This is a genomic window from Candidatus Kurthia intestinigallinarum (genome assembly GCF_003991225.1).
Lineage (GTDB): Bacteria > Bacillota > Bacilli > Bacillales_A > Planococcaceae > Kurthia > Kurthia populi.
Window position 1 is genome coordinate 14,945 of record NZ_JTFC01000029.1, and the last position, 24,405, is coordinate 39,349.

30 protein-coding genes, 3 pseudogenes and 1 other annotated feature are annotated in these 24,405 nt (G+C 37.7%); of the genes and pseudogenes, 17 read left to right on the forward strand and 16 right to left on the reverse strand.

What is annotated here, in order from left to right:
* Positions 1-97: 97 nt before the first annotated feature.
* Positions 98-748, reverse strand: a complete 651-nt coding sequence (locus QI30_RS07840) for a hypothetical protein (RefSeq protein WP_126990384.1) — start codon at positions 746-748, stop codon at positions 98-100.
* A 226-nt stretch (positions 749-974) separates the two neighbouring features.
* On the opposite strand from QI30_RS07840, the gene QI30_RS07845 reads away from it, so the two are divergent.
* Complete coding sequence (locus QI30_RS07845) at positions 975-1,838, forward strand: DNA/RNA non-specific endonuclease (RefSeq protein WP_126990385.1); 864 nt, start codon at positions 975-977, stop codon at positions 1,836-1,838.
* Between the two features lie 58 nt (positions 1,839-1,896).
* Here the strand turns inward: QI30_RS07845 and QI30_RS07850 are convergent, their stop codons facing one another.
* From QI30_RS07850 to QI30_RS07870, 5 genes are all read right to left on the reverse strand, one after another.
* Positions 1,897-2,430: a hypothetical protein gene (locus QI30_RS07850; RefSeq protein WP_126990386.1), complete on the reverse strand. Its 534-nt coding sequence runs from the start codon at positions 2,428-2,430 to the stop codon at positions 1,897-1,899.
* A 136-nt stretch (positions 2,431-2,566) separates the two neighbouring features.
* Complete coding sequence (locus QI30_RS07855) at positions 2,567-3,103, reverse strand: GNAT family N-acetyltransferase (protein WP_126990387.1); 537 nt, start codon at positions 3,101-3,103, stop codon at positions 2,567-2,569.
* Positions 3,104-3,302: 199 nt separating this feature from the next.
* The gene (locus QI30_RS07860) at positions 3,303-3,647 is read right to left on the reverse strand and encodes a DUF2500 domain-containing protein (RefSeq protein WP_126990388.1); all 345 of its coding nucleotides are present in this window, start codon (positions 3,645-3,647) and stop codon (positions 3,303-3,305) included.
* A 97-nt stretch (positions 3,648-3,744) separates the two neighbouring features.
* Positions 3,745-4,656 (reverse strand): ABC transporter ATP-binding protein, encoded by a 912-nt coding sequence (locus QI30_RS07865; RefSeq protein WP_126990389.1) that lies wholly within the window; start codon positions 4,654-4,656, stop codon positions 3,745-3,747.
* The gene (locus tag QI30_RS07870) at positions 4,656-5,342 is read right to left on the reverse strand and encodes an ABC transporter permease (protein WP_126990390.1); all 687 of its coding nucleotides are present in this window, start codon (positions 5,340-5,342) and stop codon (positions 4,656-4,658) included. Before QI30_RS07870 ends, QI30_RS07865 begins: the two co-directional genes overlap by 1 nt.
* 138 nt (positions 5,343-5,480) lie before the next feature.
* Between QI30_RS07870 and QI30_RS07875 the strand changes: the two genes are divergently transcribed.
* The 3 genes from QI30_RS07875 to QI30_RS07885 all read left to right on the forward strand — a co-directional run bounded on the left by QI30_RS07875 (position 5,481) and on the right by QI30_RS07885 (position 8,500).
* On the forward strand, positions 5,481-6,179 hold the full coding sequence (locus tag QI30_RS07875; protein ID WP_126990391.1) for a response regulator transcription factor: 699 nt from the start codon (positions 5,481-5,483) through the stop codon (positions 6,177-6,179).
* On the forward strand, positions 6,176-7,819 hold the full coding sequence (locus QI30_RS07880) for a sensor histidine kinase (protein ID WP_126990392.1): 1,644 nt from the start codon (positions 6,176-6,178) through the stop codon (positions 7,817-7,819). Before QI30_RS07875 ends, QI30_RS07880 begins: the two co-directional genes overlap by 4 nt.
* An 84-nt stretch (positions 7,820-7,903) precedes the next feature.
* A complete protein-coding gene (locus QI30_RS07885; RefSeq protein WP_126990393.1) occupies positions 7,904-8,500 on the forward strand; it encodes a TerD family protein in 597 nt (198 codons plus the stop codon).
* Between the two features lie 34 nt (positions 8,501-8,534).
* Here QI30_RS07885 and QI30_RS07890 read toward each other — a convergent pair whose 3' ends face one another.
* Together QI30_RS07890 and QI30_RS07895 are read right to left on the reverse strand one after the other, a co-directional pair.
* Positions 8,535-9,029, reverse strand: coding sequence for a GNAT family N-acetyltransferase (locus QI30_RS07890; protein WP_126990394.1), 495 nt, complete (start codon positions 9,027-9,029; stop codon positions 8,535-8,537).
* A 105-nt stretch (positions 9,030-9,134) separates the two neighbouring features.
* The gene (locus QI30_RS07895) at positions 9,135-9,557 is read right to left on the reverse strand and encodes a hypothetical protein (protein ID WP_126990395.1); all 423 of its coding nucleotides are present in this window, start codon (positions 9,555-9,557) and stop codon (positions 9,135-9,137) included.
* Between QI30_RS07895 and QI30_RS07900 the strand changes: the two are divergent.
* Positions 9,466-10,524: pseudogene (locus tag QI30_RS07900) on the forward strand (SulP family inorganic anion transporter); the annotation flags it as partial. The gene QI30_RS07895 and the pseudogene QI30_RS07900 sit on opposite strands and share 92 nt — an antisense overlap.
* A 17-nt stretch (positions 10,525-10,541) precedes the next feature.
* A pseudogene (locus tag QI30_RS07905) lies at positions 10,542-10,961 on the forward strand (universal stress protein).
* A 144-nt stretch (positions 10,962-11,105) separates the two neighbouring features.
* Here QI30_RS07905 and QI30_RS07910 read toward each other — a convergent pair.
* From QI30_RS07910 to QI30_RS07930, 5 genes are all read right to left on the reverse strand, one after another.
* Complete coding sequence (locus QI30_RS07910; protein ID WP_126990397.1) at positions 11,106-11,765, reverse strand: hypothetical protein; 660 nt, start codon at positions 11,763-11,765, stop codon at positions 11,106-11,108.
* 275 nt (positions 11,766-12,040) lie between these two features.
* The gene (locus QI30_RS07915) at positions 12,041-12,892 is read right to left on the reverse strand and encodes an NAD-dependent epimerase/dehydratase family protein (RefSeq protein WP_233600558.1); all 852 of its coding nucleotides are present in this window, start codon (positions 12,890-12,892) and stop codon (positions 12,041-12,043) included.
* A gap of 58 nt (positions 12,893-12,950) precedes the next feature.
* Positions 12,951-13,940 carry a YhdH/YhfP family quinone oxidoreductase gene (locus tag QI30_RS07920; RefSeq protein WP_126990399.1) on the reverse strand — a complete coding sequence of 330 codons (990 nt, stop codon included), beginning with the start codon at positions 13,938-13,940 and terminating at the stop codon, positions 12,951-12,953.
* 91 nt (positions 13,941-14,031) lie between these two features.
* Complete coding sequence (locus QI30_RS07925) at positions 14,032-14,904, reverse strand: phosphotransferase enzyme family protein (RefSeq protein ID WP_158620994.1); 873 nt, start codon at positions 14,902-14,904, stop codon at positions 14,032-14,034.
* A gap of 19 nt (positions 14,905-14,923) precedes the next feature.
* Complete coding sequence (locus QI30_RS07930; RefSeq protein WP_126990401.1) at positions 14,924-15,397, reverse strand: hypothetical protein; 474 nt, start codon at positions 15,395-15,397, stop codon at positions 14,924-14,926.
* A gap of 131 nt (positions 15,398-15,528) precedes the next feature.
* Between QI30_RS07930 and QI30_RS07935 the strand changes: the two genes are divergently transcribed.
* Together QI30_RS07935 and QI30_RS07940 are read left to right on the forward strand one after the other, a co-directional pair.
* On the forward strand, positions 15,529-15,822 hold the full coding sequence (locus tag QI30_RS07935) for an ArsR/SmtB family transcription factor (protein WP_233600551.1): 294 nt from the start codon (positions 15,529-15,531) through the stop codon (positions 15,820-15,822).
* Between the two features lie 51 nt (positions 15,823-15,873).
* Positions 15,874-16,098 (forward strand): hypothetical protein, encoded by a 225-nt coding sequence (locus QI30_RS07940; protein WP_126990403.1) that lies wholly within the window; start codon positions 15,874-15,876, stop codon positions 16,096-16,098.
* A 135-nt stretch (positions 16,099-16,233) separates the two neighbouring features.
* Here QI30_RS07940 and QI30_RS07945 read toward each other — a convergent pair whose 3' ends face one another.
* Positions 16,234-16,686 (reverse strand): GNAT family N-acetyltransferase, encoded by a 453-nt coding sequence (locus QI30_RS07945; RefSeq protein WP_158620995.1) that lies wholly within the window; start codon positions 16,684-16,686, stop codon positions 16,234-16,236.
* Positions 16,687-16,932: 246 nt separating this feature from the next.
* Positions 16,933-17,189, forward strand: a binding site (T-box leader).
* A gap of 78 nt (positions 17,190-17,267) precedes the next feature.
* Here QI30_RS07945 and QI30_RS07950 point away from each other — a divergent pair.
* Complete coding sequence (locus tag QI30_RS07950) at positions 17,268-18,623, forward strand: amino acid permease (RefSeq protein ID WP_126990405.1); 1,356 nt, start codon at positions 17,268-17,270, stop codon at positions 18,621-18,623.
* 218 nt (positions 18,624-18,841) lie between these two features.
* Positions 18,842-19,045: a hypothetical protein gene (locus QI30_RS07955; RefSeq protein WP_126990406.1), complete on the forward strand. Its 204-nt coding sequence runs from the start codon at positions 18,842-18,844 to the stop codon at positions 19,043-19,045.
* A 97-nt stretch (positions 19,046-19,142) separates the two neighbouring features.
* Here QI30_RS07955 and QI30_RS07960 read toward each other — a convergent pair whose 3' ends face one another.
* Positions 19,143-20,081 (reverse strand): bile acid:sodium symporter family protein, encoded by a 939-nt coding sequence (locus tag QI30_RS07960; RefSeq protein WP_126990407.1) that lies wholly within the window; start codon positions 20,079-20,081, stop codon positions 19,143-19,145.
* Between the two features lie 137 nt (positions 20,082-20,218).
* On the opposite strand from QI30_RS07960, the gene QI30_RS20405 reads away from it, so the two are divergent.
* From QI30_RS20405 to QI30_RS20910, 5 genes and pseudogenes are all read left to right on the forward strand, one after another.
* Positions 20,219-20,395, forward strand: a complete 177-nt coding sequence (locus tag QI30_RS20405) for a hypothetical protein (RefSeq protein ID WP_158620996.1) — start codon at positions 20,219-20,221, stop codon at positions 20,393-20,395.
* Positions 20,396-20,498: 103 nt separating this feature from the next.
* Positions 20,499-20,984, forward strand: a complete 486-nt coding sequence (locus QI30_RS07965; RefSeq protein WP_158620997.1) for an RNA polymerase sigma factor — start codon at positions 20,499-20,501, stop codon at positions 20,982-20,984.
* Positions 20,985-20,987: 3 nt separating this feature from the next.
* Positions 20,988-21,830 carry an anti sigma factor C-terminal domain-containing protein gene (locus QI30_RS07970; protein ID WP_126990409.1) on the forward strand — a complete coding sequence of 281 codons (843 nt, stop codon included), beginning with the start codon at positions 20,988-20,990 and terminating at the stop codon, positions 21,828-21,830.
* Between the two features lies 1 nt (position 21,831).
* Entirely contained in the window at positions 21,832-22,104 is a 273-nt protein-coding gene (locus tag QI30_RS07975) for a hypothetical protein (protein WP_126990410.1), read from the forward strand.
* Between the two features lie 349 nt (positions 22,105-22,453).
* Positions 22,454-22,722 (forward strand): annotated as a pseudogene (locus QI30_RS20910) (IS3 family transposase); the annotation flags it as partial.
* Positions 22,723-22,879: 157 nt separating this feature from the next.
* On the opposite strand, the gene QI30_RS07990 reads toward QI30_RS20910, so the two are convergent.
* Complete coding sequence (locus tag QI30_RS07990) at positions 22,880-23,215, reverse strand: hypothetical protein (protein WP_126990412.1); 336 nt, start codon at positions 23,213-23,215, stop codon at positions 22,880-22,882.
* Positions 23,216-23,651: 436 nt separating this feature from the next.
* Here QI30_RS07990 and QI30_RS08000 point away from each other — a divergent pair, with 436 nt between their 5' ends.
* Both QI30_RS08000 and QI30_RS08005 read left to right on the forward strand, forming a co-directional pair.
* Positions 23,652-23,918 (forward strand): hypothetical protein, encoded by a 267-nt coding sequence (locus QI30_RS08000; protein ID WP_126990413.1) that lies wholly within the window; start codon positions 23,652-23,654, stop codon positions 23,916-23,918.
* Positions 23,915-24,355, forward strand: a complete 441-nt coding sequence (locus QI30_RS08005) for a terpene synthase (RefSeq protein WP_126990414.1) — start codon at positions 23,915-23,917, stop codon at positions 24,353-24,355. The genes QI30_RS08000 and QI30_RS08005 overlap by 4 nt, the downstream gene beginning before the upstream one ends.
* Positions 24,356-24,405 lie beyond the last annotated feature (50 nt).

A 24,405-nucleotide genomic window follows, 5' to 3' on the forward strand; every position in this document is an offset into this window, starting at 1 on the left:
GCATTCATCCCCTCCCTCCTCACTACGTTCCTTGAGGGAGGGGGATTCTGCGAAGAAATGATAAAAAAACAGCTTGCCCATTCGGACATGCTGCGAATTAATTGCTATGTTGTACTAAATTTGTAATATCTCGATACGCATCATCAACTGAACGCTTATCTGCACGTAAATAACTTTTCAAACGGGAATTATCCTTGCTGTTATAACCTAAATAATAATCTTGCAATAAATTTGTATAACGAATGCTAAACTTATACATTACTTTTAAATCCATTTCCTGTGCATAATCTGTCACTAAACGTCCCATATAAATTTTGGCTAGCATCGCTTTTCGATTTTTTACATGTCTATAATTTTTATCTTCATAATCTCTTAGCAATGTATGAAAGAATTCTTTATAGTGCTCTTCTTTATAAGCTTCTTTATGTATTTTCGCGATTCCTTCCATATGACTACTCTGCGCTTCTAAGTCATTGGGATATTTCTTTATAATATATGCCGCCTTTTGGCCCAATGTTCGATTCTTTACTGCCTTTGCTTCTTTTTCTAAAATATGTTCTGGACTTTCTGCTACAGAAGCAGTTGTCACAACTTGTCTTGCTGCTGTATTTTTTGTTTCATAGGATTTCATATTAACTTTTTGCTCTGCATGTTGCAGTTTTTCCGCACTTTTTGTCTCCTCATCACAGCCTATTAACAGCAATGTTGTTAATGGGAGAATGGTTACACCTACTATTGCCCTCTTCAAGTCCCTAACTCCTTTCACTTCATCATTTTATCTACTTAAATTTTATCATTAATTACGATGTTTTTTTTAGTTTAACTCAAAAAAATATTATTTTTTAACAGAAAAAGATAAAACGCTATTTTGTTTTGTGAAATCTCCAAAAAAGAAATTCGCATCAAGCTACATATTATATTAAAATAAAAAAGGCAATTCGAAAAATGACAGCTACGAAGGGAACATCAAAAAAATGAAAAAACTAAAGAAATCGCTACTAGCCGTTGCTAGCTTGTTTTTTGCAGCCTCGCTATTAGCCGCCTGTGATGTCAACAGCGTATTGGATGCTGCGACAGAAATCCTCGACGACTCCTCTACAAAGGATTCCAAAACGAGTGCAAATCACGACAATCTGATCAATTATAATGATGAAACAGATAAATATAATGAAAATGTCGTTGTCTTAAAAAGTGAAGATGCCTTAACAGATGACCAGCAGCAATTTGTTGATAAAACCGATGGCAGTCCTGACTATCAAGTGGATAGTGAAGGAAAACCAACAGAGGCGACAATGGTTGTGACCTATGACCGGGTTCATGCTCATTCATCAGATGTTATCGCACGCCCTGCCTTCCGTTCTGCGACACATATTGCCGGCGAATATGTGGATGGTGTCTACAACGCAGAGAAAGGCGTTTGGTACAGTCCTTCAAAGGCGAAGCTCAACAATAAAATTTTACAGCTCGATGGCTACCGAGGTTATTTATACAATAAGAGTCACTTACTTGCCTGGTCACTTGGTGGCGATATGGAAGCGCATAATTTAATTTTAGGGACGCGTTCTCAAAATGTCGGTACGAATAAATCAAAAGAAGCGGGTGGGATGTCGTATCTTGAAACAAAAGTGCGAAAAGCCATCTACGCAAATCATCAAGCCAAAATTTTCTATCAAGCAACCCCTATTTACAAAGCAAATGAAATCATGCCTCGCGGTGTGTTAATACGCGCCTACTCAATTAACGATGCTGGTAAAACATTAAATGAAACGGCCTATACGATTAATACGCAAAGCGGTGTCACAATCGATTACACAAATGGTACATTTACAACACATTAATTAAAACCATCTTTTTTCAGGACTTCCTGAAGAAAGATGGTTTTTTCATACTGTATGATTAATCATTTGCCCATAATAATGTATTTTCTAGCATTGATTTTTTACCAATGGAAAGCGTCACTGTATTATTTGCGCGACTTTTATGCATTAAATAGTATTTACCTGCCTTATAAGCATCACGATAAATATAACTATCATAAAATTGCCCTCCGATAGATGTCGACTGCCCAAAAGTTTGATACATAACAGTTGGCGTTAATTTTTTTGTAAAACTTGTTTGTTTAAAGGTACGATCAATTGCAGTTACCTTGGTTTTACTCGTTACATCAGATTTTGTGTATCGATTAAAGAAATACATCGTTGTGGCATGTTTAGAAGCGTAGTACGTTCCCATTTCAGAATCGTATAATTTTCCACCCTTCACTTGCTTTTTTAAAGCTTGATAGGTCGTTCCAATGGCACCATTTGTTTTAGGTAACTTTCCTTTTACAGCAAGTGTCTTAACTGATTTGGGAGACTCCTTTGCTTCCGCAACATTCGCACTACCTAACATTAATGTCGCCGTTAATGCGACCCCTATTAATTTTTTCATTGATGCTACTCCTTTTCTAGTATAATTAGTTGAAAACATCTACAAATTCATTTTATACCAAAAAAAGGAATAAAAAAAGGCTAAATGAATTAAAAAATACAACTCATTCTTTCGCAATCATCATGGCTTCTGTTATCTATTGATTTGCTTCCCATTCTTCCCGAAGCATTCCCATACGAATCGAATCATAATACACACCGTCATAATAACGAACTTTGCGAATGCGCGCTTCTAGCTGCATGCCTAACTTCTCACCTACTCGAATCATTCGTTCATTTCCAGACCATGTCGTGTAGCCCACACGAACGAGTGGCATCGTCGTAAACAAATGCTGTATCCATAAGCGTAAGGCACGTGTCCCAATGCCTTTCCCCCATGACTGCGATTCCTGAAGAACAATGCCCATTTCAAGCCATTTTGATGGCTCATGCTCCCAATAATACGAAATGGTTCCACGAATGACACCTTCAACTTCAATTGCCCAGTAGCTATCATCACCTATCCAGTTTTCCTTTGTTTCTAAAAACTGTTCATATGTTTTTGTATGATGCGGATAGTAGGGTGCATCCCACTTTTTCCATTCTGGCTGCGCGTCCTTATAAATGAGCTCCCAAATGCGATATAAATCATCTTCAACAATTGGGCGAAGCGTTAATTCTTTGTCTGTATACATGGATATCCTCTTTTCAAAAGTTAATATGAATGGATTGAAAAGAGCTGTAGAAACTACTTTTCAATCACCTTAGTTACCTGTTTCATATCGATCATTCCTTTCTACATTAAATTAACTTTATGATAGCATGTTTTTGTATAGAAATACTTTTTTTAACAAAAAAGGCCTTCGGAAAATTCTGAAAGCCTGTCGTTTACGCCTATTGTCGTTCAAAAGCTATGTATCGTGTCCCTTGAAATGTCAGCATCCCCATATCCTTATCTGCGAGCATCCCAAATTCCTTACCGTTTAATTTCAACTCCATACGGTCCCCGCTTTGTACTTCAAATGTCGCATAATACGTCGTATAGGAATGATTTCCTTGTACATCTGTTCTCTTTGAAATAACTTCCGCCGGTACGGTAAGTTGCGGAGCGTTGTTATTATCCACGTTCTCCTTCAATTTAGAAACGCCTAAAAAGATAATAGAGCCAAACACAATGACTGCAATAATTATGATGAAAATAGGCGCACTATCAAATAAAATAGTATCATCAAAAAACATTTTTATTCCCCCTTTAACTAATTATACGAAACGATTTCTATTTAGTTTCAAAAATAAAAAAAGGAACCGCTTCTATGCGCTTCCTTTTACGATATTGTTAGCCAACTTGCTTATTATCAATAAATATTTCTTCTAAGCTCTTCTCTTCGATATCAAAGCGATATACTGGAATATCAAAGCGATGGAAGCAACGCAAAATCTCTGCATTTTGTTGTTCATCATGAATTTGCACCGTTGTGAATTGCGGTTTATGTTCAACAATCGGTGCAAATGCACTTAATTGGTCAAACCATGCATCTTTAGCATTCTGACTAATAGCACCATGCTTAATGCGTACGTGCATTTCATTCGTATCATTCGTTTTCAGCTCATGAATGGTACCGATTTTTGTAATGATACCATCTTTTAAAATGGCAATGCGGCTACATAATTTTTCGATTTCAGATAAGTTATGCGATGTTAAAAAAATCGTTTTTCCTTGTTTTTGTAGCGCTCGAATGAAATCTTGTAGGACAATCGCCGATTCTGCATCGACCCCAGATGTTGGCTCATCTAAGAAAATAAAATCCGGATCATGCACGACTGCTTGCGCAAAGCCTAATTTCTTTTTCATCCCAAATGAATATTTCCCTACTTTTGTACGACTATCATCTTTTAAGCCTACTTTTGTAAGAATGGCTTGTGCCTCTGCTTTTGACACTTTTTTTCCGCTGATTTCAGCAAAATAACGCAGATGCTCAATCGCATTTAAATGATTGTAAAACATCGAATAATCTGGTAGGACACCAATTCGTTTTTTCACATCATTTGAAAGTTGTTCATTATTGAAAAATGTAACTGAGCCAGAAGTGGGTTGAGCTAGCCCTGTTAAAATATTAATGAATGTTGATTTACCTGCACCATTTCGGCCTAAAAAACCAAAAACTTCGCCTTCATAAACTGTTAAATCAACAGAATTCAACACTTGCTTTTTACCGTAGTTTTTCGTTAATTTCTCTACACGTAACATTAGTATTCACCTCGTTTAAAAACCTGTGTTGCCGCAACAATAAGAACGATTGCCGCAATTGGTAAAATAATCATTTGCCAATTTTCTTCTTGAATATAATGCATTGGGCTAATGTAGCGGAAATTGCCCCACCATTTATCTGTATACTCTACTACGTTCGATAAGATGGGTAGCATAATTCCGAAAACAATGCCCAAAAACATCGTCATACGCGGTTTTGGAATCACAATCGATAAAACGACCGCGAAGGCAATTTCAATAATAAGTAAGCATAGTACACTTGCTAAAATTACGCCGCTAAAGGTATGCGATGTAATGCCAATAATAATGACGGCTAAGGCAATACAAGTAACCCAAAATGCAACTGTCCCAATAAACTTTCCCCAAATAATACGATTACTTGATGTACGTGTTAATAAAAAACGAATTGTTCGATTAGAAACTTCTCGATTAATCACATCATGTGATAATGCCATGACGAATAATGGTCCTAAAAATAAAACGATAATAATTAGTCCTGTAGCATATAATGCGGCATCTGTGTCACTGCCATAGCCTAAAAATTCAGCAAAGACACGTCCATTTTTTGAAAAATAATACGATGCGGCAAGTAACACAATAACCATAACAATCGATTTAATATTTTTCGTTAATTGCCAAAACTCCTGCTTTGCAATTGGTAGCATCCTAAATCCTCTCCCTGTTCTGTTTGTATAACTAGTATACCTTTCGAATCTTTCCTTAAATGAAATACAACCTTAACATTTCCTTAAATGTCTAATGAATAGAAAAGAACATGCTAAAATAAACGTGAGGTGAGTTATATGGAACAAGGAAAAATCTTACTTGTAGATGATGAAATAGCGATTTTAACGATGCTAAAGACAATCTTAACAAAAGAAGGATTTGCAAAAATCGATACCGCTATAACTGCAGAAGAAGCCTTATCTTATTGTAAGCAGCAATCCTATGATTTAATTTTATTAGACGTGATGCTTCCCGGACAAAGTGGGTTTGACATTTGCCCACAAATTCGCCAATTAACGAATGCACCGATATTTTTTGTCACTGCCCGTACATCTGATTTAGACAAGTTATCAGGATTTGCGTTAGGTGGCGATGATTATATTACGAAGCCCTTTAATCCACTTGAAGTCGTAGCACGCATAAAAGCACAGCTACGGCGCATAAAAACCCAACCTGAAATTTCAACAATACTTCAGTTTCCACAGCTAACGATACATACTGCTTCTGGAGATGTTTACTTTCAAGGAAAGGCTGTTGAATTATCAGCTCAGGTCTATCAATTACTCTTATTTTTCGCTAAACATCCTAATCAACTTTTTACGAAAAGCCAATTGTACGAAAATGTCTGGCAAGATGCTTATTTAGGTGAGGATAATACGGTAATGGTCCACATCCGAAAATTACGACAAAAAATTGAAGACAATCCAAGCAACCCTGAGCGAATTGTGACTGTTAGAGGCTTAGGCTATAAATTTGTCCCAGGAAACCGTCTATGAATCTACAGCGTCGCTTTGCCCTACAGTTTTCTACACAAATAGTAAGTTTCATAATTTTATTTATTGTGATTGCCCTCTCTATGCTGCTTCTACTCGGCTATGCTTTAACCAAGGAAGAACAATCTAGCAATAGTGATTTGATGGCCATTACAGGGTTAGACCAGAGCATTGATTCAATGGAAAACCTCAACCCTACATTGCTACAAAGATTAAAAAAGCAACAAGTATGGCTCCTTATTTATGATGAAGACAAAAAATTGAGCTTGAAAAATAATGTACCAAAGAATATACCAACGACCTACACAAAGTTATTTAAAAATGAAAATATTGATTATAATTTATTCCCACTTGAATTAGATAATCAGCATTATACCGTTGTGCTTGGGAAAATCAATCAAGGTAAGGTAGATATGACGCGTCTGAAACAGCAAATAGACTGGTCTGGTGTAAAGCTACCTGCTATCAAAACAAAAAATCCTGTCTACTATATTGACAAGGACGGGACAGTGCTCGATTCATTAAACGATAAACACCCAGAAGAGGCAATTGAGGAACTTTATGATGAATACCGTTATGAACTTCTCCGTTTCACAGATGAGACATCAGGAAAACAGCTCATCGTCGCTAATCGCCTTGCAGATGATGCCTTCTTAGCTGTGTGGCAACATCTTGTGCCCTTACTCATTATTTTATTAATTGTTGTACTCATTATTTTTGGCTTATTCGTTTATTTCTATACGAGAAAATTCGCCAATCCAATGTTGCATTTTATGAAATGGATTCGCCAAATTGGGCAAAAAAATTATCAAGCCCCTATAAACAAGCGTGGCAAACCTATTTTCCGTAATAAGAAAGGTCGCATTCGTCGCCGCTTCCGTTTATACAAAGATATGGTTGAAACAATGGAGCATATGACGACAGAGCTATCTCAATATGAGCAACAGCGCTCCCAAATGGAGAAAATGCGTGAAGAGTGGATCAGTGGGCTTTCACATGATTTAAAAACTCCACTGTCAACTGTTATTGGTTACACAAAAATGCTGCGTTCTACACATGATTGGTCAAAAGAGGAACAACAGCAATTTTTAGAGGTAATGGATGATAAGGCGCATTATATGAAGGAATTAATCGATGATTTAACACTAACTTATCGCTTGAAAAATAATCGTTTACCATTGAATATTGAAGAAATTGAATTAACGGAATGGCTACGTCGCTCATTAATCCAATTAATGAATACAAGCGAGGCAGAGAAATTTCACTTTGATTTTATTTCCAAGCAAGAAAAAGCTTATGTAAAAATTGACCCTATTCTATTTCAACGGGTCATTGATAATTTATTAATTAATGCCCTAAAACATAATTCACCTGGAACACGGATTCAATTGAAAACCTATCCAGCGGATGACCAACAAATGATTGTTATACAGGATAATGGGAGCGGCATGGATCAGGAAACGGTGAAGCAATTATTTAACCGCTATTACCGTGGCACGGCAACAACCGAAAGTATAGAGGGTACAGGATTAGGAATGGCGATTACCGATCAACTTATCAAATTGCATCATGGGACAATTAATGTAGAAAGTGTTCTCGGAAAAGGAACAATCATTACAATCTCATTGCCAAAACCTAATTAAAGACTACTTTTCCAATCAAAGGACCATTTGGTATAATAAAGATATGAAATCGCTTGAAACAAAAAAGGAAAGCGAGGAATCGGTATGATTAGTTTAGTAAAAGGACAAAAAGTAGATTTAACAAAAGGTAATGAGCAGTTAAATATGGTGACAGTTGGGCTAGGATGGGACCCGGTAAGTAAAGGAGAGCAGGGTGGATTTTTCAAAAAGCTAAAGTCAGCAGTTGTTAGTATTGACTGTGATGCTTCTGTATTTATGTTGAAAAATGATCGTTTAGAAAGCGATAAGGATATTATTTCATTTACGCGTCTAAAAAGTGCGGATGGCTCGGTGAAGCATAGTGGTGATAATTTGACGGGCGCTGGCGACGGGGATGATGAGCAAATTGTTGTTAAATTAAAAGAGGTGCCTGAGCAATTTAATCGCTTAGTATTTGTTGTAAATATTTTTGGCGCGAAGCTGAAAAAACAACATTTTGGCCTTATTCAAAACGCTTATATTCGCATTTTTGATGACCGTAATCAGGAGCTTATTCGTTTTAATTTATCAGATGATTATAATGAGCAAACTGCGCTTATTACGGGTGAAATTTATCGTCATAACGGCGAATGGAAATTCAATGCTGTTGGTACAGGTACAACAGATGCGACGATTTCACAACTGGCAAAACGGTATCAATAAAAAAAGAGGCTGATGCATTTGCGTCAGCCTTTTTTTATAGCATTTTTGACATATAGACTTCATTTACATAGGATTCGTCTATTTTCAGTGAATCCTTTTTAATGCCCTCTACCTCAAAACCCATTTTCTTATACAAATGAATGGCCTGCATATTGTGCTCAATAACCGTTAATTCTAAACGATGTATGGAAAATTCCTTTGCCCACGCTATCATCGCATCAAATAGCTGTGTCCCTACACCTTTTCCGCGACTCGCATCATGCACACCAAGCATCACAGCCGCTCGATGCGACGTACGCTGTAAATGCTCCCCTCTTATAATCGCATAGCCAAGGATGTCTCCCTGCTCTACTGCAACAAAAAAACTCGCCTTTGGTGCTTCCACTAATTGTTGAATTAGCTGTTGAATTCTAGATTCCTCTATGTTGCGCTCGCCCGGATTAAATAGCATCCAGCCTGATGCCTCTGCATTCTCCATGACGACCGCAATTTGTACCGCATCCTCTACTACTGCCTGTCGAACAATCACAAAATCCCCCCCCTATCATTCATTTCATTATCCATGTTAGGATTTTTTTGTCAATTACTACTAAAAAAACAGAAACCGCCTTATGACGATTTCTGCCTATTTATATTATGCGTGCATTTTTACTGCATGCACGTAATGAATCGTTTCAAATGCTTGTAAATTATCGGTGCGATGTGCAAAGTAGCGCTGTTGAATGTCCTCAGGAGCTAAATGTTCATACAAGCCAAGCTCGCTCTCCTCTAGCATCGTGATGAGCTCTGGTAAGGAAAGAGCACAGTGCATCGGCTCACCAGAAGCCGCGGCTAGCTGGACCATATGCGCTACACGCTCATAAATGCCTTTTGTTTCAAAAAGCTGCTCATCTGCATAATCAAAAACAATAGCGCTACCCTGTGGCACTTGTTCAAATAAATTGTTGAGTAATTGCTGAAGAAGCGGCTTTGTTAATGCACTCGCTATTTTAATTTTTTTAGCGCAAATGCCACATATTATTGGCGCAAACAGTACAACCTTTATCTTTTTAGCCATTACACTCGTTATTGTGTATCTTTTACCGAAGTTTCTTAAAGTCATTCCAGCTCCATTAATCGCCATCGTGATTTTAACGGCTGTAGCTATTTTTAGTGGCGCTCATTTGAAAACAGTTGGTGATCTCGGTACGATTACGCAAACGTTGCCGAACTTCTTCATCCCAAATGTACCGTTTACATTTGAAACACTCACAATCATTTTCCCGTATGCACTAGCACTAGCGATTGTTGGCTTATTAGAATCGCTATTAACTGCACAAATTGTCGATGATATGACCGACACCGAAAGTGATAAAAACAAGGAATCTCGTGGTCAAGGGATTGCGAATGTCATTAACGGCTTCTTTGGTGGTATGGCCGGTTGTGCGATGATTGGCCAATCGGTTATTAACACGAAGTCTGGGGGCCGCGGTCGCCTATCCACCTTTGTAGCAGGAGCCTTTTTAATGTTTTTAATCATTGTACTTGGCCCACTTGTCGTTCAAATCTCAATGGCTGTACTTGCCGAGATTATGATTGTCGTGTGTATCGGGACTTTTGATTGCGGCTCATTTAAATACCTTGTGAAAGCACCTCGCTCAGATGCCTTTGTGATGGTTGCAACAGTTGTCATTGTCGTATGGACAAATGATTTATCAAAAGGCGTTATCGCAGGCGTTATGCTCAGCGCACTATTTTTTGTTATCAAAATTTCTAGCGTCAAGGTTATTGAAAAAGGAACAACCTATCAGATTGAAGGGCAGCTTTTCTTCGCTTCAACAGAAAGCTTTGTTGACTATTTTAAAAATCAACAACTAGCAGCAACTGCGATTACCATTGATTTTACGAATAGTAAAATTTGGGATGAATCGGCTGTCGTCGCCATTATGAAAGTAGAAGAGTTACTAAAACAACAACAAATTGATGTGCACTACGAAGGATTAGATGCCTCCAGTCAAAAAATCCTCGAGCAGTTGCATCCATAGGAAAGGTAGGGATTTTCATGTATCAGCATATTTTACTAGCCGTCGATGGTTCAGAAAATGCCATACGTACCGCAAAGGAAGCTGCGAAACTCGCACAGCTTTCAGCAGATTCCATCATTTAAATTGTCTTTGTTGTAGACTTCGATCAATCGAAAAAAGATTTACTTCATGCAAAATCATCCGATGCGCTCCTTTTAGAACGCCGCAAAACGCTTTATCCTATTGAACAATTGCTAAAAGAAGCAAATGTAACGTATAATGTGACGATTTTGCATGGTACACCAGGTCCGGTCATTGTTGATTATACAAACAAGCAACAAGCCGATCTAATTGTGCTCGGTAGCCATGGATTAAATAGTCTACAGGAAATGGTGCTCGGTAGCGTCAGTCATAAAATTATGAAGCGTGTCACTTGCCCAGCATTGATTGTGAAGTAACCAAAAGATGCTTTGACATACGTGTAAAAACAACCGCTTCTAGGAGGATAAGAAAAACCGGAATCGCGCGCTGGCGCGGTTCCGGTTTTTCATTGCGAACACTAAAAAAGGAAAATGACCTGTTTTGTCTCAGCTTCTTTTTTATTATGAAAATAATTGTTGGTGCTCATACTGTGTGAATAAATCAAAATTTCCGATAGTTGTTTTGTATTTCGTACGGATTTTTTTCATTTGATCACCGTACACACTAATAGTTTTATAGTTAGCCGCACGTTGCTCCCAGTTTTTCTCATGCCCTAACTCTTCATTAATAACCGTTAGTGTCGCATGATAATGCTTTAAAAACTTTACTTGTACGGCTGTTAGAGTCCCTGAATTTAATACATTTTCCACAACCTGAATCGAACCGTCCACTTTTTCAGGATACGTATTCACGTTTTCTGTTACATCCTGATGGTACTGCTTTAAGAGCATAACGACTTCTTCAGGTGCAAAATATGGCTTCGCATCTTCTTTTTCACTGTAATCTTTCGCAGCTCTTTTTAATTTATTTTCGAGTGCAGATGCCGGATACTCTTTTTGATTTTCATTTATACTAATCTTAGCGGCTGTCTTAGATACAGAATCTTCTTTTTCAGCAACAGTTTCGTTCGCATTAGAAGCTTGCTCTGTCTTTACAGTTTCTTCTGGTTTCGCCACATCATTCTGTGAAGGCTTGTTCACTAGAAAAATCGTAAAAATAACGACGAGAATACCTAGACCACTTAACACACCTATTATCGTTTTTTTATTGTATTTATTCATAATTATCGATTTACTTGTTGCACCAAGTAAATAACTCCACTCCCTTAGAATATAGTATTATTCTTTTTATAAACATATATAAAACACAAATATATAATATATGTTTTTTTTACATAATACTAATTGTATAGGTGAGGAAAGTATTTTGAAATTACAATTCGATTAAATAATAACTATAGTGTGATAAAAAAGTCATGTTTTTTTAATATTATTAATATTAAATGTATTTTTTTACTATTAAAGATAAAATTGGTATTTTTAACTCTTTAAAAAGCTTAAATAATTCCTTTACTTCTTAATAGTTGAACTTCTTCCTTTAAACCTTTTTCTATTGAACGTGGATTATAATTAAATTCCTTTTTAGCTTTCGCGTGTGAATAGGACTTATGCTCCTGCAGTCTTAGCACTTGCTCAGTGGAAATAATAGGTTTGGGTGTTAAATTATATAGACGAATAAGGAATAACGCCATATTATAAGGGATTTTCACTATGAAAACGTTACGACCAAGCTGTTTTGTAATAAAGCGTACAATTTCTCCATATGTTAAGACACTCCCACCTGATAAATCAAAATGAGCATTACGAATATCTGGACGTTGATACACACTATAAATCGCTTGACCTAAATCTTCCACATGGACAGGCTGCATTAACGCTTCCCCCTGTCCAAACACTGGAAATGCCGGCGCTTTATTTAAAAAGCGAATTAATTTTTGCATATTATGATCGCGTTCATTTCCATAAATCATTGTAGGACGTAAAATGACATAGCTTGTATGTTCAAATGTTTGATTAAAAAGACGGGTTTCAATTTCTTGGTAAAGTGCATTACAAGAACGGTAGCGAGAATAAATTCCCGTAGTATGCACAGCTATCACGCGCGGTACATGGTATTTTTCAGCTAATGACATTAACAACTCTGTATAACGAATATTTGCGATATGAATAATTTCTTTAAATTGATACCGCTGAAATAGGGATTCAACAAATACTGCATCTGTCAAATCCCCTTTTTCACAAATAATAGTATCAGGGAAATTTTGAATTTTTCTACTCACTGTCACGATTTCTTCATTTAAACAGTGCTTCAAAAATTCCTGTCCTGTATTTCCAGTTAATCCGGTCACGAAAATCAATACCTTCACCTCTTCATTACGACTTTTAAAACGAAACAATTCATTATGTTTATGAGAGTGCAATAATTGTACGGCCTAAATGCTCGCCTTTTTTAATAGCTTCAATTGTTTCTGGTACTTGTTCAAGTGTAATTTCATCACTTAATGTGGTTTGTGCAATATGCCATGTTGTCGCAAGCTTCTGCCATACAGCCTGTCGCTCTTCAGCTGGGAAAAACACCGAATCAATCCCTAGCAAGTGAATACCACGAAGAATAAATGGTAAGACAGTCGTTGATAATTTAATACCTCCTGCATTACCGCACATACTAATGCTACCACCGTAATGAATCAGTGGTATAATCGCTGCCGCAACATCGCCACCAACCGTATCGACTACATAATGATATTGTTGTTTGCCAAGTGGTTTCTTTTGTTCCTCTAGTGTGCTTGCAAAGACGACTTCCGTTGCGCCAAGTGATGTCGCAATCTCTACTTGATGCTCTTTTCGTACAAGCGCTGTAATATTTTCATAGCCAAGCTTCGCTAAAATTTGAATCGCCACACTACCAACGCCACCTGTTGCGCCGGTCACTAAAATTGATGGCTGCTTATCAGGTGTCATGCCATCCTGCTCTAACGCTTGAATAGATAGCGCTGCTGTAAATCCGGCTGTACCGTAAATCATCGCCTCTTTAAGTGATAAACCATCCGGTAATGGGACGACCCACTCAGCGGGAATGCGCGCATACTCGGCAAAGCCACCTGTATGAGTAATACCTGTACCAAATCCAGTCACTAGCACTTGTTGTTGTTCACTAAACTGTGGGGCATCTGAATGGATAACAGTCCCACTCAAATCAATCCCTGGAATCATCGGATAATCGCGAATGACGCCACCCTTTTCTTGTACCGCGAGCATATCTTTATAGTTGATAGATGAATAAGCTACCTTAATTAATACTTCCCCTGCTGATAAGTCATCGAGTGTAATCGCTTCTACAGCATACGTAACCTCATCTTGCTCTTTTTTTACGATAATTGCATTAAATTGTTCCATCTTATCCCTTCTTCCCCTACATAGTTTCGTTCTATACCAAAAATTAACATTTGCTACTAAGCTTTGTCAAACGACATCCTACTTACCCGTGTTATAGACTGTATGGATGCTGCAATAATTTTGCAAGCGCCACAAACAGCGCATATTGCTCGTCATTGCCCCAGTCCTCTGCTGCATCAGCCATCAGCCACAGCACCTCATCTAAAAATAAATGACGTACGACAGCCTGCCAATGCTCGTGCTCACTAGCATTTAATGTAATAGACTCGCCGTAGCCTTTCATAAACTCTCGCCACTGTTGCTCTGTAAAGGGCTGATTGCTTACTTCATTATGGAAAAGTAGAAGCACAAGCGCTAAATCTACAATACGCGGTAAAAAGGTTGCATTATCTGGATCGATAACGACTGGCTGCGGGGTATATACTAAATTTTGCGCTTTATAATCATAGGGTGATGCAACCATGGGTAGTGGCTGCTGTGCTAATTCCTGCTGACGCAACACAGCCTCTTCAAGTATGTCTGTCGCGAGCACAAATTCTCGCGACGATTCCACTACATGCTGTTGAATCGTCGCCAAATCCTCTGCTAATTCCTCTAGCGTAAAATCATAGACATCATAAACATCTAAAGAATAGACATTTGTTGATGCAGAAGCGGCATGAATCTTCCCAAGAAGTCGTCCTGCTGCCTGAATATCCTCAAGAGATTCGTTATAAATACGGCCTTCTACAAAGGGATATATTGTAAAGATACGCTCTTCGAATAATTGACGCGGTGCAATTGGCGCAACAATCGCAATAGCTCGTCGCTGTAAATCCTCTAGAAACAACGTCAAATCATGCTTTTTTTGTGTACGCTTCACAATAACGGAACCTATTTTAAAAACAGGTGAGTACGGATAAATACTCTGTGGTGCTTCCGACACCTGAAGACCAAATTGCTGCAATAATTTTTTTGCATCCATTCTAACACCTCTTTCTTTATTAAAGTTCATCTGTATCTAACTCAACTGCATAGGACATGCCTAAATAACGATAATGAATTTCCACACTAGCAATCGGTTGCTTATTCATAATAGACAATCCATATACATTCATCGATTCTTTAGCATTCAATTGCTCCTCAATCATTCCTTTTTTAATATGCCCATCCTTTAAACTCACAAAATGAACATTCTTTGCTTCCGGAGAATGAAATGTATCAACTAACACAAAGCCCTGCTCCGCATTATTAATTTGCATTTTAACATCGGTAGGCTCTTCGTTATTATTAATCAATACATCGGTTAGTTGAATATCACGAAAGCCCTTATTACCTAACTCGATAATAATAGATGTTCGATCACCATTTGTACTAAATGCGCCATGTTCTAAAGGTGGCGTTTTTTGCAGCCACATCCCCGCACCGACAACTAGTAAGGTCATAATAAGTGCTGTACTGACTACTATTTTTTTCATTACAGCTCACTCCTTTTTTTACATAATAATAATTATATACCACCTATTTACATTTCGTATCACCTGTAATATAATTATTACATATGAAACCTATTACTAATGGCGACGAGCTACTTTTGTTTTTGGAGGCTTTGTCTAATCCACATCGTTTGAGAATTATTCGTATTTTAGCGACTGGCAAGCAATATGTAAGTCAGTTGGCGAGAGAGCTTGGCATGAGCAGGCCCCTTCTCTACTTACATTTACAAAAACTTGAAGAGGCACACATTGTTTCAAGTGATATGGAATTGCTCGATAGTGGGAAGGCAGCGAAATACTATACATTAAATTCATTCGAACTGGAATTAAATGAGGCACTTATTTCTACCCTAGCACCATCTCTTACACTGAAGAAAAAAACGAAGGAGGATGACTCAAAACAATAGCAAGCCATAAGGAATCAGTAAACAAATTTAAACGAATGGAGTAATTAACAGATGACAAATATGGGCGATATGTTTTTTACAGCAATAATGTTTGGTATTCTTTTAATACCGATTATTTTAATTATTTTTGCACTCGTTGCTTACAAGAAAAGCATGAAACGTGCAGAGGAAAAATTAAAAATTGAGAAGCAGCAAACCTTTACACTTCAAAACCAAGTAACAGAGTTAACAACTCGCGTGGAAAAACTCGAAAATGTATTGCGAGAAGTTGATTAATTAAAAAAAGGCTGGGACATACGTGTAAAAACAACCACTCCTATGAGCATAAGAAAAACCGAAATCGCACTGTGGCGCGATTTCGGTTTTTCGTTGCGAACCCTAAAAAAGAAAAATAACGTGCTTTGTCCCAGCCTATTTTTCATATTTAAATAAAATCAATTTTGGTGATAGCTGTGTTTCCTTTGTTTTTTTGTAGCCAAACTTCTCGTAAAAATGATGATTTCGAAAGCTTAAATACGGCGTATACAGTGTCCAAAGTTTCACATTCGGAAATTTCTCCTCTAAAAAATGTATCGACATCGTGCCCAGTCCTTTATTTTGATAGGCTGGTGAAATGAATACTTTATCGATATGCATGCGTTCATCATTGCCTCGTACATCAAGAGCGCCAATAATCTCGTCATCGTCTAAAATCGTAAAATGATGAAAGGCGCGAATATTTTCCGCTAGCTTCTCATATGTTTCACAGGCAGGATTGGTTTCAACATCGTCATATTTTGCTAAATCTTCTTGGAAGGCAGCCTTTTGAATAGGTAGTAGCGCATCAATATCCGCTCGTTCTGATTTTCTAAATACTATGGTCAAATGAAGCCCCCCTCTCATAATTTTACATTATTATACAGCTATTAATTTGCATGTCAAATCCATTTAGTTAATACTTAAATAGCGCGATAATCACTAAAATAATATGTCTCTTTTTTTCTACTTTACCGAATAAAATGACTTATTAAAACCTCCTTTCGATAAAAATGATGTTATTTTCTATCGTATTATATTGACAAAATTTTTAGTTGCGATAGAATTAAAGACAATTCAAAACATTTGTATAAAACAAAGGCTATGAAAAGAAATAGTATCAATTTATTTTTACAGACAGAAAGCTACCGGTTTGATGAGAGGTGCATGTAAAACGATTGAGAATTCATCTTGGAGCTGTGTACCGAAAAGTTGATTCTAAGTAGGCTACACCGGTAGGCATCCGTAATCATGTGCAAAAGTATCGTCACGTATTGACTGTACTTTCTAAGGTAAGTAATGTAAGTTGCTTATGAATTAAAGGTGGTAACACGAGTTGAATCGTCCTTTTGGGTAATCCAAAGGGACGTTTTTTTTATGCTTTTTGCACAAATCATTTGAAAAATCCACACTATAAGGAGTACAAAGTTATGAAAGAAAATCATGAAGAACCACAATTAAAACGTGGGTTAAGCAATCGCCATATGCAGTTAATTGCACTTGGTGGCTCAATTGGGGTCGGCTTATTTTATGGTTCAAGCTCAACGATTCAATTAGCTGGACCTGCTGTATTATTAGCCTATTTAATTGGTGGTTTAGTTATCTTTACAATTATGCGTGCACTTGGTGAAATGGCTGTAGCTGAGCCTATTTCCGGTTCATTCAGTACGTATGCGAATAAATATTTAGGAAAATTTGCTGGCTTCTTAACGGGCTGGACGTATTGGTTCATGTGGATTGTCGTTGGGATGGCTGAACTAACAGTCGTCGGCGTCTATATCAATTACTGGTTCCCTGACATTCCACAATGGGTAACAGCACTTGTTGTCCTTGTATTAATGACACTGATCAACTTAGCAGCTGTAAAAATTTATGGTGAATTTGAATTCTGGTTCGCGATGATTAAGGTCGTTGCCATCGTTGCGATGATTCTAGTCGGCTTATGCATCATTTTCTTTGGTGTTGGTAATGGCGGCGAGCCAACCGGCATTAGCAATCTGTGGGAACATGGTGGCTTCATGCCAAACGGCTTTGAAGGCCTACTGATGTGTTTCGTATTAGTGATGTTCTCATTCGGTGGTGTTGAGCTTGTTGGGGTAACAGCAGGCGAGGCGAAAAACCCTACAAAAACGGTACCAAAAGCAATCAACAACATCGTATGGCGTATTTTAATTTTCTACATTGGGGCACTTGGTGTAATGATGGCCATCTACCCTTGGACTGAAGTTGGTTCAAATGGTAGCCCATTCGTACAAATTTTCGATGGTATTGGGATTCCTGCAGCCGCACATATTATTAACTTCGTTGTTATTACCGCTGCAGTATCTGCATTCAACAGTGGTCTATACGGCTCTGGTCGTATGCTATTCAACTTATCACTACAAAATCAAGGTCCAAAGGTATTCAAGAAAGTTAGTAAAAACGGGACACCTGTACGCGGGATTTTATTCTCGTCTGCAATGCTTCTAATCGGCGTTGTCCTAAACTATATTGTGCCAGAGCAAGTCTTCACCTACATTTCTGCCGTCGCAACAGTTGCCGTTATTACGAGCTGGACGATTATCTTATGTACACAAATTAAGTTCCGTAAATCAAAATCAAAACAAGAAGTATCTGCTCTTCAATTCAAAATGCCTTGGCATCCGATTTCTTCATATATTGCACTTGCATTCCTATTAATGGTTGTTGTCCTAATGGCCTTCATTCCAGCAATGCGCGTCGCCTTATATGTAGCACCAGTTTGGTTCCTGATTCTGTTCATCGGGTATAAAGGGCTTAAAAAATAAAAAAAGTACAACAGTCTTTCGAGATTGTTGTATTTTTTTATACTTACATATAGTAAAAACTTCGAGAAAATCTTATACTGATGCATTGTGTTAAAGGAACTTAAAAAAATCATTCATTTCAACGAACATCTGATAACAAGAAATTTTTAAGACTTCAAATGATGCAACCTTCACACGAACGATACGTTGGTATTACTAACAAATAAGGAGGTATTTATATGGGATTTTGGTATTTTCTTATGTTAATTATCGGCGGTATGATCGTCAGTGTAGCCCTTATCAAACATTCAAAAAGCAATGCGGCAAAATGGTCTAAAGTATTTGTTGGTGCCGGTATGATGACGGTGGCGCTATTCATGTTCCAAGATGGTAGTGCAGAAATTGTCGATAGCCTGTTGCAGTCAATGAATATTCGTTTATAAGCATATATAAAAAAGCAGGAATCCTCCACAAAATCACCCTTTCATCCACCCATTATGCAAAAAAAGCCAAGCACCGTCTAGTGCCTGGCTTTTATCGTTATTTTTTTGGTTGTCGATTTGCCCAAATCGTCGCGATAATAGGTCCCGAAATATTATGCCATACCGCCGCAAAGGCACTTGGCAATGCGGTCATCGGCTCTGCCGCAAAATGCGCTTTCGCAAGTGATACGCCTAGTCCAGAATTTTGCATCCCAACCTCAATACTGATGGCACGACGGTCTTGCACGCTTAACTTCATTAATTTCGCTGCAAAATAACCGAGTAATAGCCCTGCTCCGTTGTGTAGGAATACCGCTAAAAATACAAGAATACCTGCAGAAGCAATATTTTGCTGATTGCCACCTACTACTGCTGAAACGATAATAATAATTGCCACAACCGAAATTAATGGCACAACCGAAATACTTTTCTCGACAACAGTTGGCATTAATTTTTGAATAATAATACCAAGCACAATCGGTACGATAATTACTAAAATAATCGATTTAAACATCGCGATTGGATCAACTGGCATCCATTGACCTGCAAGGAAATACAGCAATGCCGGTGTCATAATCGGTGCTAAAATTGTTGAGCAAGATGTCATTGTAATTGATAATGGCACATTTCCTTTTGCTAAATAAACCATAACATTTGAAGCAGTTCCACCAGGTACAGAGCCTAATAGTACAAGACCTGCTGCTAATTGTGGTGGTAAATTTAACATGTATGCAATCGCAACTGCGGTTAGTGGCATAACCGTAAATTGTGCGATTAAGCCGATAATAACAGGCTTTGGATGCGTCAAAATTAATTTAAAGTCTGCTCCCTTTAATGTTAAGCCCATACCGAACATCACGATACCTAGTAATAACGTGATATACGGCGCGAAGCCAACGAATGTAGATGGTGTTAAGTATGCAATAACGGCGATTAGTAAAACAAGGACCGCAAAATATTTCCCTGCGAATTGACTAATTGATTCTAAAATTTTCATATGTATCCCCCTAAAACTAAATTCAAGAATTTTCTGATAATTAAAATAATAACGAACTTAGGACAATTTGTAAATATATTATTTTCCACAAATTTCATGTTATAATGAAATAGAAATATTTAATAGAAAGCGGATGTATGATGTCAAAAGCACGAATTCTCTTTTTAATCATTATCACAGTCGTTATCGCAGCACTTTGCTGGATTACGTATGCAGGTGGTCGTGGTGATTTAGCCATTTATTATGTGTTTGGCTTTGTTTTACTAATCGTTTTAGAAATCGTCCGTATCATCACGCAGAAAAAAACAAAATAACGGACCGAAGAATCGTTTCAAACGGTTCTTTTTTTATGCAGTAAAAAAATTTGCAACGTTTTTCCAGTTGCTACGTTGATTAGGTGAAAGGATGACTGATGCGATGGAATCTATCGATGAACTGTTTGCACTGCACTCGAGGGATCTTTTACATTATATTGCAAGTATTATTAAAGACCCGATGCAAGCAGAAGATGTATTACAAGAAACATTTTATAAGGCGTACGTTGCGCTCGATTCCTATGAAGGCACGAACATTCGCCCTTGGCTTTTTACAATTGCAAGGCATGCAAGTATGGACTATTTTCGAAAGCAGAAAAGATTAGTCGTTACAGATGAGCAATTTTTTTCTTCGCTCGCGGAGGATTTTGAGCTCGAGCAGCAGCTTTTTAATAAGTTGCTTTTAGAGGATACATTTGCGTATTTGGCGACTTTTCCGAAAAAACAGCAAAAGCTCTTTTTATTAAAAATTGTGCACCATTTAAGCTATGAAGAATGCTCAGAGATTATGAAATTATCTGTATCCGCATGTAAGAGCCATATTTTTCGCATGCGCGCAGAAATTAAAAAACATGTAGAAAGGGATTAGATTATGGATACACAAAAAATCATTTTACACGCAAAGCAGCGCGCTAAGTGGAATACAATCATTGTATTATTAACAATTATTTTAGCGATTTCGCCCATTATTTATATGCTATCGATTACCTACTATGCGGCGAATGACCGCGCAAATAACCTTATTGCACGTACGACCGCACTTTATGCTTTAACGGATCCGGCCGTTGATATGAATCCAACAACTGTACAAACAACCATTTCGCCACTTTTTAATCTAACATTTGAAGCGGAACTTGAGGAACAGTATGCAGGACAGGATTATACGGTTGGTAGCTACGAAGCTCATTATGGATTGACAACGAAAACGGCCGAAAAAATAGCCATGAATTACCCAACTCCAGCAGATCAGCAGTTCCCAAAATATTTTACTGCTACGGATTTTCAATTGGATATGAAAGAAATTCCCGATGATAAGTGGATAACTGTATTCGCGATTTTTAACAAAAATTATACCGAGGATGAGCTACAGGTATTTTTACGCCATAATGTTTCGGTGCTATGGAGTGCAGTAGACACTGGGCTAGAAGAAGAAATTCTTACTTCTACGGCAGACACGTACCCACTTATTGGCTATCCGATGACAAAGAGCGTAGATGGTGAACAAACCGAAGAATCTTTTTTAAAGCAACTTGAACGACTAGCTGAATCACCACAGCAGCCTATTGATTTGGCAGCTAAAAAACGACTAGCCTATGTAAAAGAGCATGGCATTTCCATTTATGGTGGGACACTTTCCTTAAAGGGGAGCGCTTTAAAGAAACTAATGGATATGCATTTGATTCAAAAATTCAAATTGCTACAGGAGGATATGTAAGATGACAAAATCAACAGGCTTTTTCACACTCGGACTCCTTGCAGCTGGCGCTAGCCTCTTCACGTTATTTTTATTAAATATCGCGCTCTTTACACATACCCCCTTTATTGGGATGTGGTATGTACCACTCGTGAGCCTCGTATTAGCATGTATAGCCTTAACACAAAAGGCATCACGCAAATACGGCTTGTATGCACTTCTACTTACGAGCTGCACCGTACTTATTGCCGCTGTTATTTTATGGGGATTGGTTTCAATTAATGGCGCTTATTGAAAAAAACGGTATCACCTATCGAACTAACCTAAAAATCTGAGACAACATAAAAAGTAAAAGACACGTTCAAGGGTATACAATCTTTGGAGGTGTTTTTTGATGGGCAAAAAACAAACGGATTCATACGAAACAAAAAGGAAAGCCACTCGAGATAAAGTTGGCAAATGTGCCAGTGAATGAAATGATGAAGGTATGTGAGATTAAAAATAATACACAGATTTATTAATGGGTGAAGTGGTATCAAGATGGAGAGGTGCATCGATTACAACAGCCTCTTGGAAAACAATACAGCTATGGAAAAGGACCATTTCAAGAAGATTTAGATGAAGGGATAGCGCATAACAATCCGCAAGCAGTCAAAGAAAAAGGCATTATCATGAGCATGTCCCGTAAAGGCACGCCCGCTGATAACGCCATCATTGAAATGTTCCACCCCAGTTTAAAGTGCGAAACGTTTTATCTTGAACGGTTTGAACGACAAATGACGTTGTCGTTCAAACCGTTCAAGCATACATCAACTACGATAATCATACGCGAATTTTGGCAAAGTTAAACCACCTTTCTCCAGTTGAATACCGGAAAAAGATGGTTAAACAAGAATTTGACGGCGACTCCTAGGGGAGCCCTTAGCATGAGTGGAAGACCCCGCAGCGAGCTTGCGAGCGAGGCGGCTTCCGCCATGCCCCAGGAAAGCGTCCGTCAAATTTAGCTGAAAGAACGTGTTTTTTTCTTTGTCTCACTTTCGTGGGTCAGTTCCTATCATGGTGCCGATTTTTTATTTTGCTAAAGAACCTTGTCCAATAACTTCTTTGCCACGATCATCCAAATAAACAACGACATTTCCTTCTTTGTTCGTTTTAGAATCCATAAAGACAATTTCATAGGCTTTGTCTTTTGCATAATCGGACTCAATCACCTTTACTAAGGCATCTTTCACATCTATTTTCTTAACCGTCGCATTTGTTGGCGAAACCTCAATACGTTTTTGGTCGTCGTCACTTAAAGAATTGTAAGCAAGCATTTCTTTTGAATTAGCAGTTGTTGTATCCTCAGCGCAGCCTGACATCAAAAGTGCGATTATTGGAAGAACAGATGCAATTATTTTTTTCATATACTTTCCCCTCCTGTTAAATCGAACGGATAAATTGGCATTTTGTTCCTTATTTGGCTATTTATTATTAAAAACAGCCGAATTCCATCATTGTATTGTTATACTTACTACATAAAGGAGGGCTAATTATTTTCTATTTTTTCATTCCTACTATTATTGGTATTGGTCTCGTTATCTTCGGAGCGATAAAATATTCCAATATCATCATTACACTTGGCGCTAATGTTATCGTAGCACCTAATGCATTTTTTATTGGCACAATGGCCACTGACCCACCAGGGAGTACACTAGCTGATTTTCTTAAAGGATTTTTTTTCGTCCAAATTATACCGCTGTTGATTCTTCTCTATTTTATTATTTTAAAAATCATTAACATGATTAAAAAGCGACCTACTGAAAATACATAATAATTAAATTACATTAGGGAGTGCATCTTATGCCACTATCATTCGTGGCCATTATTGGCATTGCCGTCATTATTTTTGGTGCTATTATGCGTTCGGCCATTTTAATAATACTTGGTGTCAATTTAATTGTAGCCCCTATATCCTTTTTTATCGGTATTATGGCGGGCGGTGGGCCAGATGCTACCATTATTGATTTTTTTAAAGGATTTCTCACTTTTCAACTCATTCCGCTTCTATTTCTTATTTTCTTTATCATAAGAAGAAGTCGTAAAATCCTAGGAGGAGCTACAAATTGATTACACTTACAAGAACACTTCGTTTAAATGAACTCGAAATTTTTAACGTTTTTAAAGACGGCGCATTGATTTGTATCACGATTCTTGAAGATACGAGACAGCCCTATAGCGAGCAGGATTTGCAACTTGACCCACTTTGCTCTATGCAGGAAGAAGATTTAATAATCGTTGAAAATGTTTTTAAATTTTACATTGTAGACGATAAACCATTATCAGCCGCGGACTCTCGATATGTTCATGAATTTTTCGCGGACCTCATTGAAACAAATGATTTCACCAATTTCATTATGCAAGATTTTGTGTACCCAGACATATATGAGTTAATCGATTTACATAAGCTGAATGCCTATCAAAAAATCTTACAGCATGTCGGTTCCTCATACAAAATACCACCCATCAGTAAAAATAAGTGGAACCACCTTTCCCAGCAATCATGAAAGGCTGAGACAAAACACGTCATGTTTCTTTTTTAGCGTTCGCAAACAAA